Raw genomic sequence first — 13,144 nt, 5'->3', positions numbered from 1 at the left:
GCAGCCGGTCGTCCGGCTACGGCGTTTTTTGTGCGTCCAGATCCAGCTTCTCCTCAGTTCCGGTTCCGGCCAGCGGAGAATAGACGCAGCAGTGCAGGTCTTCATTGCCATTAATATGGGCAAACGTGTTGATTTCAAAGGATAACGGACCAAGGTCCGGATGGTTTAGCACAAATGGCTGCACCTGCTTCTCCCGAACATCGTGTGAATCCCAGAGCGCCGCAAATTCCGGGCTTTCTTCGGACAACTTCTGGGCAAACGCCTCATACCACGGGTCCCCCTTTGATTGACCATGGTAGGCGCGGAGAATGGCGGCGCTGTATGCGGCAAACTCCTCCCAGTTCACGACGCGTTCTTGTAAATACCGATTCATAAAGATGGACCAGACCATGTTGCGGCCCATGACCGGATCTTCAAGAAAGTCATACAACAGCCGGGGAGCCTGGCGGTTCCAAGCCATAATTTCGGTCCGGCGGTTGACCAAGATGGCGGGATAGTGCAACTGATCAATGATTTTCTGCAGTCCCGGCTCCAGTGGCGGAACGGCAGCCGGCGCGGACCAGTCCGGAAGATCGCCGAATCCCGCCAGCCGCATGACATGCAGCTTCTCGTCAGGAGACAGGAGCAGCGCCCTGGCGATGTTCTCCATGACTTCCCGGGAAGCAGCCACGTCTCTCCCCTGCTCCAGCCAGGTGTACCAGGTAGTGCTGACATTAGCGATTTCCGCCACCTCTTCTCGGCGAAGTCCGGGAGTTCTTCTTCTGCCGTATCCCCCGCTAATTCCGACGTCCGCCGGCTGAAGCTTTTCCCTGCGCGATTTCAAAAATTCCCCAAGCAGATTCCGGGTTTGCATCATGTTAGCAGCACCTCCGAGATGTACAACGTTCCATAAACTCCACGATTCAAATGATACCATCCCTCCCGCCGTAAAAGAAAGCCTCCGCTCCGCATTCAAGCGGGCAAGAGGCTCATATAAAAGGCTGGGGCTCATCCCATCTGCAGCACCAGTTTGCCCGTCGTTTGGCCGCTTTCGAGCAGACGATGCGCCTCGGAGGCGTCCTCCATCGGGTAAATGCCGTGCACCTCCGAGCGGACCTCTCTGCTGGCGAGCAGCTGCAGCGCTTCCCTGGCCGCCTGCCCGACGCCAACCGGATCATACATGGCATACGCCCCCAAGTTAAAGCCGGCGATGCTCTGGTTGCCGAGCCAAATCTCGTTGCTCTGATGCGCCAGCTCGCCGCCGCTGGCGTTGCCCAGAGCGACGATTTGCCCCAGCGGTCTCAGGAGCTCCAGGCTGCGTGCCCGCGTCTCGCCCCCAACCGGGTCAAATACGGCGTCGACCCCCTGTACTCCCGCGATCCGCTTCACTTCGTTCACAAAATCGGAGCGCAGCAGCAGTTCGTCGTATCCGAGTGATGCGGCCAGCTTGATTTTATCCGGCGAACCCACCGTCCCCAGCACCTTCCCAGCGCCAAACCGCTTGGCGATTTGCCCCAGAAAGCTGCCGAGTCCGCCTGCGGCGGCGTGAACCAGCACCGTGTCTCCCTGCCTCATCCGGTTCACCTGCTTGACCGCGAAATAGGCAGTCGTCAAGTTGACGATGGAGGCTGCCGCCTCGGCCATATCGAGGTCTCCTCCGAGCGAATCGAGCGGAACCGTAAGCTGCGGCGTCACTCTGGCCTGTGTAGCGTATCCGCCAAGCTCAAGCAGCTTCATGGAAGCGACCGGCTGGCCGATTCGGAACCCTTCAACGCCGTCCCCGATTGAGCGGACGTATCCAGACACCTCAAGCCCCGGAATCACCGGAAACGGAAACAGCTCCGTAAACCCGCCTTTGCGGATCAAAATATCCACGAGCCCTACGCCTGCATACGCCACGTCCACGATCATTTCCCCGTATCTTGGCTCAAGATCCGGCATTTCCCTGACCTTAAGCACTTCAGTTCCGCCTGCTCTTTCAATGACGATGGATTTCATATAAAGAACCTCCCTGGTAGATGGTTTATGCCGTTATCTTACCAAGGAGGGTCTGAGGCAGACAGGTTCAGATTATACGGGTATAAAAAATAACAGGCTACACGCGCGGTTGGATGCGGCTTTTAATGTTCTCGGACAACCGGCTTACGATTTGATGAATCTCCTGGTCCTCACGAATAACCGAGGCGATTTTTTCATGGGCGTGGATGACGGTCGTATGGTCCCTGCCGCCAAAAGCTTCCCCGATTTTGGGCAGCGAGTAATCGGTCAGCTCCCTGGACAGATACATGGCGATTTGCCGGGGAAAAGCTACTGCCCTTGTCCGTTTCCGTGCTTTAAAATCCTCGATGCGCAGACCATAATAATCTCCCACCCGCTCCTGGATGTCCTGGATCGAGATCATTTGGGGACGCGACTGCGAGATCATATTTTTTAATGCTTCGGCTGTCATATGCACGGTGATGTCCTGATTCACAAGCGAGGAATAAGCGATGACGCGGATGAGAGCCCCTTCGAGCTCACGGACGTTCGTATGAATATGGCTGGCGATGTATACCATCGCTTCGTTCGGAATGTCAAGATGCTCCGCCTTCGCCTTCTTGCGCAGAATAGCGATCCGGGTCTCCAGATCCGGGGGCTGAATATCTGTGATGAGTCCCCATTCAAAGCGGGAACGCAGCCGTTCCTCCAGGGTGGGGATTTCCTTGGGCGGACGGTCGCTGGAAATGATGATCGCCTTCCCCATTTCTTTCAGGGCGTTGAAGGTATGAAAAAATTCTTCCTGTGTCTGCTCCTTGCCGGCGATAAACTGGATGTCGTCGATCAGAAGCACGTCGATGTTGCGATACTTGTTACGGAAAGCTTCGCCGCGGTTGTTCATGATGGCATTGATAAACTGGTTGGTGAACTTTTCGGAGGATAAATAGAGCACCTTCGCCTGCGGATTGTGCTCCAGCACATAGTGGCCGATCGCCTGCATCAAGTGGGTTTTTCCCAGGCCGACGCCGCCGTACAAAAACAGCGGGTTATACGCCTTGCCCGGCGCCTCCGCTACAGCCAGTGCAGCTGCATGGGCAAAACGGTTGCCGAGTCCGACGACGAACGTGTCGAAGGTGTATTTTGGGTTCAGCATGGCGGCAAAAGCCGGATCATTCAGGATATTATCCTCTATGAGGGCAGCCGGTTCGGGTGATGCGGATCTTCTCTCGGTCTCCAGCTCATCCTGGGTAATGATATGAAGCTCCGGCTGAGCATCCATGCATTCGCGAACCGCTGTCAAAATGAGCTTGGTATACCGATTCTCCAGCCATTCCTGCGTAAACGTGTTGGGCGTGCTGATCGTCAGGACGTTATCCTGCAGACTGACGGCCTTCGTCGATTTCAGCCACGTATCATAGCTGGGCTTGCTGATCTTCTTTTGAATCATGGACAGGACCTGGTGCCACAATTCTTCGACTTGCCTTTCCACGGGCGCTCAACTCCTTATACTTCGGTAAAACGAAATGATCATCCCGGCGGGCTTACGCAAAAAGGCATCCGTTCTTCCCTGCAAATGCTGTTCCTGGAACCATCGCAGTAAAGGGATGCCTTAGATCATCATGCTTATGTACAAGCTGCTATTTTCTATTCTAGCATATCCGGGAGCCTCCAAGAAATATGGACAGCTCCCGAAAATGGGAATCCGTCAGTTCCCTATGCCGGTTATGCTCTCTGAAACAATGCAGGAGCACTCCTAAGGATACCTGACTCTATCTGCGGCTCATCTCAATCGGATAATTTTTGACGCCGAAGACAAAGGAGCTCTGGATCGGCTGGAGTTCAGCGTCCGCCGCTCTGCGAAGATCCTTAAACCTGTCGAGGAGCGCCTGAAACGCAATTTTCCCTTCCAGCCTGGCCAGCGGAGCCCCAAGACAGAAGTGGATACCGAAGCCGAACGTCATATGCGGGTTCGGTTTGCGGTCCAGACGGAAGCCGTCCGGGTCGTCGAACCGGGACTCGTCTCGGTTGGCGGCCCCAACCCAGGAAATGACCTGCGCTCCCTGCTTAATCGTATGCTCTCCGATTTGTACCGTCTCCGCAGCTTTGCGTCCGATCGCGATGATCGGCGGGTAATAGCGCAGTACTTCTTCTATAAAGGAAGGTATGAGGTCCGGCGCTTGATACAGCTGCTCCTGCAGCTCCGGTCTTTCGGTCAGCACGCGCACGCCATTGGTGATCAGGTTCGTCGTCGTCTCGTTTCCGGCAGCGAGCAGCAGCACGCAGAAACTGATGATGTCCCTTTCCGACAGCTTCTCTCCTTCGATTTCAGCGTTCAGCAGCGCAGTGACGAGATCTTCCTGCGGCTCTGCAGCCCGCTGCTCCATAATTCCTTTAAAATACTCGGACAACTCTCCCATCGCTTTCATCCGTTTGTCGGTAATCCGCTGGAATGCTTCATCGGTAAGGTCGTCGGCACTTTCCACGAGAATATCGGACCAGTGCTTGAACTTGTCCCGGTCTTCCTTCGGAGCACCCAGCAGCTCGGCAATGACGATGACCGGCAGCGGAGTGGCGAATTCGCCGGAAATGTCCATGGCTCCATCTGTTACCGAATCGAGCAGCTGCTCGGCGATGGACTGAATTCGGGGGGTCAGCTCTTGGATCGCCTTGGGCGTAAACGCTTTGCTGACCAGGTCGCGCATTTGCTTATGCTTGGGCGGATCCATAAACAGAATGGAGCCGCCTGCGCCTGCTCCACGCTCGGAGGAGAATGTTTTCGGATCCTTCAAAATGCGCTGCACATCTTCATAGCGGAAGACGTCCCAGCAGTTTCGGCTGCTGTCGTAGCGCACTGGCGTTTCTTGTCTAAGCTGGCGGAGGATATCAAAGGGATATAACATCCGGTCCGGGGTCGAAACCTCGGCCATGTTCAGCATGTTGGCGTATTTTTCCTGAATCATCGAGTTCAAATCCTTTCCTCAAGTATCGTGCAATCGTGTGCAGATTCTGCTGCATATATTTCTGCAGGTTCTTCTGAAGGCCGTCGTTCACGATGTTTGGCAGCTTGCAAACAACGGTCTAAAAAAATGATAGCACGATTCAAATGGGAGTCTCGACTTACCCAGGATGTATTTTTGGGAGGTACTAAAGCATTACATGCAGCTCTATTCGTACGGATGATCCGGATGCAGACACGGCCAAAAGGGCCAAATCGTTTGTGTTACCCAAAAAAACAGAGTCCGGAAGAATCAATTTCCCCGCGAAGCCCTATTGGCCGGCATCCAGGGGACCGATGTCATCGATCCCTACGTCTTGTTCAGACGCGTTGCCGAAAACGCCTTACGGTACTCCGTCGGAGTAACGCCGGACAGACGCTTGAACCATTTAATAAACTGCTTGTCGTCTTCGATGCCGACCCTGTCCGCAATTTCCTTGATATGCAGCTTGCTCGACACAAGCAGCTCCCTTGCCGCTTCCAGCCGGATCCGGTGAATATAATCCCTGAGCCCCGTACCGAATCTCTGCTTGAACATCCGCGACAAATAGTTGCGGTTATACCCCATGTGCATCGCGACCCGGTCGACGGACATATGCCTCTCGAGGGCATGAAGCCGGGTCCATTCCAGCAGCTCCGACAGCCGGGGGTCCATCGCTTCGGATGCGCCCGCATCCTGCAGCTGCTCCGCCAATTCAATCAGCAGCGATGTCAGAAAATAGTCCCCCGCCTGCTTCAGCCGGTATCCCCCGCTCGCCGCGTGCAGAAGCTGTCTGGCCAAAATGTGAACGCGGCTCGGTTCCGGGCAGTGTGCATAATGAGGTATGGCCCCGTCCGGCTCTCCGCCCGTCTCCGGAGGAAGCAAAAAATGAAACCAGTAAAATGAAACGCCGGGGGAAGACAGCCTGTATCCGCGATGCTTCTCCCCAGGCCGCAGCAGGAGCATGTCCCCTGCCTTCACTTCGTACAGCTGGCCGCCGGCTTCGAGAAAAACCACTCCCGCTACACCGATAATCAGCTCATAATCGGAAATGGTCCGTTCCATATGGGACCAATCCTCATCGCTGACAAATTGTCCACCCATCTGGAGCTTGTAAGGTTGTTGTAGATAAATAGGCAGCATGACAATCCTCCTGCTCGTCTGTAAAAATCAATTTAGTGGGCTAATGACACTTTTTATGCACGTTCCACTACCGACAATCCTTGGCTTGATTCGATATGATAAAGCTGCAGATGATGATGTTAGGAGTGAACGATAACTTGTCTACCAAAAATGCGCCAACCCATCCACAGCCGCTTGATTTGAAATCCGTCCGCATCACCGACTCCTATTGGTCCAATCATGTGGATCTTATCAAGCATACCGTGATTCCCTACCAGTGGGAAGCCCTGAATGACCGTGTTCCCGATGCTGAACCCAGCCATGCGATCCGCAACTTCCGGATTGCCGCAGGACTCGAGGAAGGAAGCTTTGCCGGATTCGTGTTTCAGGACACCGACCTGTATAAATGGCTGGAAGCTGTCGGGTATTCGCTCGCCCAATCCCCAGACTCCGATCTGGAAAAAGTCGCCGATGAAGCGATCGATCTGATCGGAGCCGCACAGCAGGAAGATGGTTACCTGAACACATACTTTACGATTGACAAGCTCGACCAGCGCTGGACCAATCTGATGGACTGCCACGAAATGTATACGGCCGGCCACCTGATCGAAGCAGCGGTCGCCTATTTTTACGGAACAGGCAAAACCAAGCTTCTCGACATTGCACGTAAGATTGCCGACCATATCGATGACCGTTTTGGGCCGGAAGAAGGCAAAATCCGGGGTTACGACGGTCACCAGGAAATTGAGCTTGCCCTGGTCAAGCTGTACCATGCTACAAGCGAAGTTAGATACCTGAATCTAGCCGGCTTTTTGATCGATGAGCGCGGGCAGAAGCCGAATTTCTTTGAGGAGGAATTTGAACGGCGGGGCCGGATTTCGCACTGGGCACCCGGTGTCGTTCAGAAGGGTCCTGTAAATCTTGCCTACCACCAGGCGCATAAGCCGGTGAGGGAACACGAGGTCGCGACAGGCCATGCGGTGAGAGCCGTCTATATGTATACGGCCATGGCCGACCTGGCTCTACTTAAGGGAGACAACGCTTTGCTGGAAGCCTGCCGCCGCTTGTGGGACAACATCGTGCAGAAGCAAATGTATGTCACAGGCAGTATCGGATCCACGCATCACGGTGAGGCTTTTACGTTTGACTACGACCTGCCGAACGACACAAACTACAGTGAGACCTGCGCATCGATCGGCCTGATCTTTTTTGCCCAGCGGCTGCTTCAGAATGAAGTGAAGGGCGAATACGCCGATGTGATGGAGCGTGCGCTGTATAACACCGTAACCGCAGGAATTGCCGGCGACGGCAAGCATTATTTTTACGTGAACCCGATGGAAGTGTGGCCGGCGGCCAGCGAAGGCAATCCCGGCAAGCGTCATATCAAGCCGGTCCGGCAAAAATGGTACGGCTGCGCCTGCTGCCCGCCAAACGTGTCACGCCTCCTGTCTTCACTCGGTCAATACATTTATTCGGCGAGCGACGAGGCACTCTTTGTGCATCTGTATATTGGCAGCCAAATCAGCCACGAGGTGGCCGGCCGCAGCGTTCAGCTGGACATGGAAAGCCGTTTGCCTTGGGAAGGCCAGGTTCGCCTGAAAGTGCAGGAAGCGGACGGCGCGGGTGACTTCACGATTGCACTTCGTCTTCCCGGCTGGTCTGCTGAAAGCGCGGTCCGCGTGAATGGCCAGCCTGCCCAGTATGAGCTGCGTGACGGCTATGCCTATATTCGCCGGGACTGGCAGGCCGGTGACGTAGTTGAGCTTGAGCTTGATATGCAGCCGCGGCGAATCTACGCCCACCCGAACCTGCGCGCCAGCAGCGGAAAGGTTGCGCTGCAGCGCGGCCCGCTCGTCTACTGCCTGGAGGAGACCGACAATGGAGCACCGCTCGCTTCTCTAAGTCTGCCGGCAGATGCCGAGCTGCAGGTCGTCACGGACGAATGGCGCGGCGGCGTCGCCGTAATCGAGGCGGATGGCCTTCGCACCGGCACGCCGGCGGAAGCGCCGAACGATCTCTACAGCACGGTGCGGCCGCAGCTGGAACAGCAGCGCCTTCGGGCCGTCCCATATACGCTATGGGGCAACAGGGAGCCGGGCGAAATGACGGTTTGGATTCGCGAAAGCTGATGTTCATCAACTTGCCGCAAGAAGGCAATGCAGCATAAAAAAAACGCTCCAGATACGAATCTGGGGCGTATTTTTCTTTTATATACCGTTTCCGGAATATGTGAAAAACATAGTTAAACCAAACTTGCGGCAAGTTTGTCGAGAGACTGGTTCATGCCGGTAACCGCGTTATCGGCCATTGGACCCGGGCTCCAATTGGACTCTCTAATGATCAGCTCGGTTTGATCGCCCTTCGAGATGAAATCAATGACGAAATCGACCACAGCCGGGAAGTCCTCCGGCATGCCGACATCGGAAGGCTTAACTGCGTTTCCTTCCGCATCGGACAGAATCTGCGTAAATTCAAGGCGCTGCTGCGGAACGATTCGTTTGTACACACCTGCGGAGTAATAATCCTGTCCGCCGAAGGATTCCGGCGCCCGCATACAGAACAGGTAGCTTCCCCCTTCGCGAAGATCGATCTTGCACGATGGTGAGCTGAAATGGGCAGGGCCCCACCATTTCATGACCAGACTCGGATCCGTCCAGGCATCCCAGACCAAATCGACCGGATAATCAAACACACGGGTAATGACGAGCTCCTGCTTGCTGGCATGATGATTCATTTATTCATTCTCCTTTATTTTCATGATTCGCCTGATTGGCTTTTCGTTTGGCCATCTCTTCAGCGAGCACGCGGTCCATGGCATTGAGCCTTCCATCCCACTGCTGCCGGATGGCTTGCGCCCAATGCTCGAGTTCTTTGACAGGATCGATGTTCAATGAGTAGATGCGCTGCTGCGCCCTTTTCTCAACCCGGACGAGCTGTGTTTCCCGAAGGATCTTCAAATGCTGCGAAATGGCCTGCGGGCTTACATCAAAACGTTCGTAGATCTGTGTGGCGGATAGTTCGGGATTCCCGGCCAGCAATTCGAGGATGCCGCGACGTGTTGGATCTGCCAGTGCGGAAAACGTATCATTTGCCATAAGATGAAGCTGTCTCCCCTCCCTCTTCTCGAATCCGCCCTGCGGCGGTCTGCCTCTGTGTTGAGCGTTTGTTCATGTAGTTATCTGGATTGTTAAGTTGGTGAACCTAAGGATCATCAGGTAAAAGATGGTTCAGCTCTCTCTGTTGTTATAATAAACCATCTCCTTAATAAAGTAAATACTTAAATAAAAAAATGACCTTGGCTAATCCCAGTCTTGTTTCCTTGAAAAAGGGGCATTGATAAGAGAAAAAGCCTGGACATCCAGGCTTTCAATCTGCTACCTTGTTGTTTTTTTCTCAGAAAAGGAGCATTCTACAGTTCGCCTTGGCCACGAAAATACTCGATAATAAATGAGCGAAACAGGTCGGCGGAAGGAGGAAGCTTCCGGTCCGCGATCCAGGCCAGTCCAATTTCCCTCCGGCAGTAAGGCTCCGTCACGCGCAGCCGCCTGACCTTTCCATGTTCAATACCTGAAAAAGCCGGGATGATCGTAACTCCAAGACCAGCGGAGACAAGCCCTGCGGCCGTCATAATATCATCGCCCTCAAACCGGATGTTCGGCTCAAAACCGGCTTCACCGCAAAACCGTTCCATCAGCGTCCGGACGCCATAACCCGGCTTAAACGATATAAACGGTTCGCCCGCTACCTCTTCCAGCCGGATGGATTCACGCTTTGCAAGCCGGTGATCCGCAGGCACGTAGACGTACATTTCTTCCTCAACGAGCTTGTGCCAGACAACACCGGGCTCTTCGCCGAACGGACCGATAATGCACAGGTCCACCTCGCTTCGAAGCAACTGCGGCAGAATAACCGTCGTCGGGTTTTGATACAGCGCGAATTCAACGTCCGGATATTTGCGGTTGAAGCTTGCGATGACATCCGGCAGCATGTGAACGCCGAACGACATCAAAAATGCAATCGAGACCTTGCCAGCAAACGGATCGTGGAACTGCCGGATCTCTTCGATCCCATCCTCAATCTCCTGCATAGCCCGCTCTACCCTAGCCAAAAACAGCCTTCCCGTTTCATTCAGCTGAACGGATCGGCCATGCCGGTCAAACAGCTGTACCCCAAGCTCTTTTTCCAGCTTCGTCATCGACCGGCTTAGCGCCGGCTGGGAAATAGCCAGCTGCTCCGCCGATTTAATGAAATGCTCCAGCCTGGCCACGACGCGGAAGTACTCCAGCTGCTGCCATTCCATGGTTGCCTGCCCTCTTTCCAAGCCCTCATAACCTAGAGGCATTAATCTAATAATTTTAATTCATTATACAACATAAGCGAACTAGGCGTATACTTAGGGGCGTCACCGAAAGAGTCGTTCACAGAACTTAACAAAGAGAGGCGTTTGCCGTGCAGTACATTCAAATCGGTACCCGTGCCTATTTCCGGGTACTGGTCAGCATGCTGTTGGGCAGTCTGGTCACCTTTGCGATCCTGTACAGCCCACAGCCTTTGATCGGCACGTTTGCGAAGGAATTCCACGTATCCCCTTCCAGTGCCAGCTTCATCATTTCTTTCTCAACGATTACATTAGCGGTCACCATGCTGTTTGTCTCCCTGCTGTCCAATGCCTGGGGGCGCAGAGGCGTCATGAGCGTGTCGCTGTTCGTTACATCTGTGCTGGCTATAGCTTCTTCATTCAGCACTAACTTTCATCTGCTGCTGGCCGCCAGGCTGCTCGAAGGCGTCAGCCTTGCGGGCTTTCCGGCCATCGCCATGACTTATCTCAACGAGGAGATCGAACCGCGCAGCATCGGGCAGGTCATGGGATTCTATGTGGCAGGCACTGCGGTAGGCGGTTTTGCCGGAAGGGTCATCATCAGTCTGATCACCGATTTTTTCAATTGGCATATTGCGATGTTTGTTCTAGGCTTGGTCAGCCTTCTATGCAGTGTGATGTTTTGGCTCTACCTGCCCAAATCAAACCACTTCAAACCGGTCAGCATTTCGCTGCACCACTGGGCCGACGGCTTCCGGAACGGATTTGCAAACACCCGGCTCCTGTGCCTGTACCTGATCGGTTTTCTGCTGCTTGGCGCGTACGTTACGCTGTTTAACTATATCGACTTTCCGCTGTCCCAGCCGCCTTATGAGCTGAGTCAAACGTTGATCGGATGCCTGTTCGTCTTCCAGCTGATCGGCTCCTGGTCCTCCGTCTGGTTCGGTAAGCTGGCTGACCGTTATTCACGTGCCGGCTTGATTGCCAGCGGCCTGGGCATGCTTCTTGTCGGTGCCCTGCTCATGCTGGCGGGCAACGTGGTCTTTATGATCGCAGGCATGATTCTGTTCGCATGCGGCTTCTTTGCGGGACACACCGTTGCCAGCGGCTGGGTGGGCAAAGCGGCACCGATGCGCTATAAAGCTTACGCTTCATCCCTTTACCTGCTCTTCTACTACACGGGGTCCAGTCTGGTCGGCTGGTCCGGCGGGTTCTTCCTGTCCAGCTTCGGCTGGAACGGGGTGATCTGGATGATCATGGCGTTAATTGTGGTCACCGCGCTGCTGCTTCTGTACGTAAGCCGGTCTTCCCGACAGGAGCGGCACGGCAGCGAAGCCAAGCCAACTGCCCTGTAATCAAACCAACTGTTTTGTAAGCAAATCCAACCGATTGTAATGAAAACGGCATGCCTCCCATGTAGACCATGGGAAAGCATGCCGTTATTTTTATGATAGGGCCGCGTTCTTGCTTACGGATTCCAATTCATCCCCTGCACCGGCAACCCAATCCGCTTCAAAACATTAGATCCAACATAGAGCCGGTCCCCGATCATCATGCTGTCAGCAGCCGTGACCGTCTCGCTTCCTCCCGGACCTTTTAGGGTAAAAGAACTGCTGTTTACCTTCCCAGCCACCTTCTGCTGTACCACTTCCAGGCCCGCCTGTTCCATCAGTTCCCGTGCCGGAATCATCGTGCGTCCGTTTTGAATAAAGGCAAAACTGAGATATACCACCTTACCGCCAATGGTGGCTCTGGCTGTGATCTGGTCATGAATTTGAATATGCGTCACCGGCAAGTTTTGTGGTTGTAAATCGGCAGGGGGCTTGGTCGATGCGTTTGGTATAGGTGCCTGGTAGCTCTTTTCTGCCAGGTTGGAAAATTCCTTGAAATCCTGTTCCGTTGCCTGGCGTGCTTTTCCATTGGACAGCGTTATGACTTCGCTCGGACGATTCGGCTGATTATATCTGACAAGTAGTCGTCCACCTTCGACATCATAAGAGTCGAGGCTCGCGTAGACAAGATGCTTCCTAATCCCCGTTGCCGGATTTATGATCAAAATTTCATTCATTTTGGCTGAGGAGCTATACTGAACGGCGAGCACACGTCCGTCCGGCATTGGGATAAATCCTGGACGTAATGGTGCACCCTCCACTTCCTTAATCACTCCGTCTCCGGTGCGCAAAAATACACTAAAAAAAGAAGTGGAGTACCAATTCTGCTGTGCGTCCTGACCTATCTCATAATTTTTGATATAATGCAGACCGCTCCGGTTATCCTTACCGCCAATAAAAAACACTCCGGTGGTTCCCGTCCCTTGGGCTGGATCAAATACAGTCGAAAACAGCCCATTCAAATAATCACCGAGACCTTTGCCAATCAAAATCGGCTTTTTCAAACCATAGCTCCAGGTTACGGACATTCCTTCTTCCAGTGCATTCCACTTTCCATTAGGATCGCGGAATACGGTGCGGTTATAATATTGCTCACCGTCATATGCGGACGCATCGTAATAGGCACGTCCCGTACCCTTATCATAAAATTCACCCCTGAAATCCCATTTGAGTTCGGGTGCCTGCGTTGCTTGGGAATCGGAAACTCCTTTACTCTGTGCACGATCCGCTTGTACTGCAGCCGCAGGTGTCTCCTCCGCCTGTACGCTGGGGCTTGGCACCACAGCCGTACCCGCTGCAGTCAGCAGCGCTGCAAACAACAACGAGGCCTTCCGTTTGTGCTTCTTGTTCACCGTTGATTCTCTCCTCTCACTAGGTAATTC

At 54.0% G+C, this 13,144-nt stretch carries 11 protein-coding genes; 2 read left to right on the top strand and 9 right to left on the bottom strand.

The annotated features are described in order from the left end of the window. Positions 1-16: 16 nt before the first annotated feature. From MKY74_RS18475 to MKY74_RS18455, 5 genes are all read right to left on the bottom strand, one after another. Positions 17-856, bottom strand: coding sequence for a helix-turn-helix transcriptional regulator (locus tag MKY74_RS18475; protein WP_084203715.1), 840 nt, complete (start codon positions 854-856; stop codon positions 17-19). A 131-nt stretch (positions 857-987) separates the two neighbouring features. After that, complete coding sequence (locus tag MKY74_RS18470; RefSeq protein WP_076166763.1) at positions 988-1,977, bottom strand: quinone oxidoreductase family protein; 990 nt, start codon at positions 1,975-1,977, stop codon at positions 988-990. Between the two features lie 97 nt (positions 1,978-2,074). Further along, positions 2,075-3,403 carry a chromosomal replication initiator protein DnaA gene (gene dnaA, locus MKY74_RS18465; RefSeq protein WP_234489287.1) on the bottom strand — a complete coding sequence of 443 codons (1,329 nt, stop codon included), beginning with the start codon at positions 3,401-3,403 and terminating at the stop codon, positions 2,075-2,077. A 322-nt stretch (positions 3,404-3,725) separates the two neighbouring features. Further along, complete coding sequence (locus MKY74_RS18460) at positions 3,726-4,916, bottom strand: cytochrome P450 (protein ID WP_144025343.1); 1,191 nt, start codon at positions 4,914-4,916, stop codon at positions 3,726-3,728. Between the two features lie 345 nt (positions 4,917-5,261). Beyond that, positions 5,262-6,074 (bottom strand): helix-turn-helix domain-containing protein, encoded by an 813-nt coding sequence (locus MKY74_RS18455; protein WP_076166771.1) that lies wholly within the window; start codon positions 6,072-6,074, stop codon positions 5,262-5,264. A gap of 116 nt (positions 6,075-6,190) precedes the next feature. Between MKY74_RS18455 and MKY74_RS18450 the strand changes: the two genes are divergently transcribed. Beyond that, entirely contained in the window at positions 6,191-8,182 is a 1,992-nt protein-coding gene (locus MKY74_RS18450) for a glycoside hydrolase family 127 protein (RefSeq protein WP_084203835.1), read from the top strand. Between the two features lie 113 nt (positions 8,183-8,295). Here MKY74_RS18450 and MKY74_RS18445 read toward each other — a convergent pair whose 3' ends face one another. The 3 genes from MKY74_RS18445 to MKY74_RS18435 form a co-directional block, all read right to left on the bottom strand. Beyond that, positions 8,296-8,787 carry an SRPBCC family protein gene (locus MKY74_RS18445; RefSeq protein WP_076166777.1) on the bottom strand — a complete coding sequence of 164 codons (492 nt, stop codon included), beginning with the start codon at positions 8,785-8,787 and terminating at the stop codon, positions 8,296-8,298. Positions 8,788-8,791: 4 nt separating this feature from the next. Further along, positions 8,792-9,148 carry an ArsR/SmtB family transcription factor gene (locus MKY74_RS18440; protein WP_076166780.1) on the bottom strand — a complete coding sequence of 119 codons (357 nt, stop codon included), beginning with the start codon at positions 9,146-9,148 and terminating at the stop codon, positions 8,792-8,794. 314 nt (positions 9,149-9,462) lie between these two features. Then, positions 9,463-10,353: a LysR substrate-binding domain-containing protein gene (locus MKY74_RS18435; protein WP_076166783.1), complete on the bottom strand. Its 891-nt coding sequence runs from the start codon at positions 10,351-10,353 to the stop codon at positions 9,463-9,465. 149 nt (positions 10,354-10,502) lie between these two features. Between MKY74_RS18435 and MKY74_RS18430 the strand changes: the two genes are divergently transcribed. Further along, positions 10,503-11,726, top strand: a complete 1,224-nt coding sequence (locus tag MKY74_RS18430) for an MFS transporter (protein WP_076166788.1) — start codon at positions 10,503-10,505, stop codon at positions 11,724-11,726. A gap of 113 nt (positions 11,727-11,839) precedes the next feature. On the opposite strand, the gene MKY74_RS18425 is transcribed toward MKY74_RS18430, so the two are convergent. After that, complete coding sequence (locus tag MKY74_RS18425; RefSeq protein ID WP_076166790.1) at positions 11,840-13,114, bottom strand: hypothetical protein; 1,275 nt, start codon at positions 13,112-13,114, stop codon at positions 11,840-11,842. Positions 13,115-13,144: the final 30 nt, after the last annotated feature.

The organism is Paenibacillus sp. FSL R5-0378, from assembly GCF_038009285.1.
Classification (GTDB): Bacteria; Bacillota; Bacilli; order Paenibacillales; family Paenibacillaceae; genus Paenibacillus_AQ; species Paenibacillus_AQ favisporus.
This window is presented reverse-complemented; position numbering and strand designations above follow the sequence as displayed.

Bases quoted from the DNA above. Each gene is read 5' to 3' on its own strand.
- MKY74_RS18475 (WP_084203715.1), bottom strand. From the start codon at position 856: ATGATGCAAACCCGGAATCTGCTTGGGGAATTTTTGAAATCGCGCAGG.
- MKY74_RS18470 (WP_076166763.1), bottom strand. From the start codon at position 1,977: ATGAAATCCATCGTCATTGAAAGAGCAGGCGGAACTGAAGTGCTTAAG.
- dnaA (WP_234489287.1), bottom strand. From the start codon at position 3,403: ATGATTCAAAAGAAGATCAGCAAGCCCAGCTATGATACGTGGCTGAAA.
- MKY74_RS18460 (WP_144025343.1), bottom strand. From the start codon at position 4,916: ATGATTCAGGAAAAATACGCCAACATGCTGAACATGGCCGAGGTTTCG.
- MKY74_RS18455 (WP_076166771.1), bottom strand. From the start codon at position 6,074: ATGCTGCCTATTTATCTACAACAACCTTACAAGCTCCAGATGGGTGGA.
- MKY74_RS18450 (WP_084203835.1), top strand. From the start codon at position 6,191: ATGTTAGGAGTGAACGATAACTTGTCTACCAAAAATGCGCCAACCCAT.
- MKY74_RS18445 (WP_076166777.1), bottom strand. From the start codon at position 8,787: ATGAATCATCATGCCAGCAAGCAGGAGCTCGTCATTACCCGTGTGTTT.
- MKY74_RS18440 (WP_076166780.1), bottom strand. From the start codon at position 9,148: ATGGCAAATGATACGTTTTCCGCACTGGCAGATCCAACACGTCGCGGC.
- MKY74_RS18435 (WP_076166783.1), bottom strand. From the start codon at position 10,353: ATGGAATGGCAGCAGCTGGAGTACTTCCGCGTCGTGGCCAGGCTGGAG.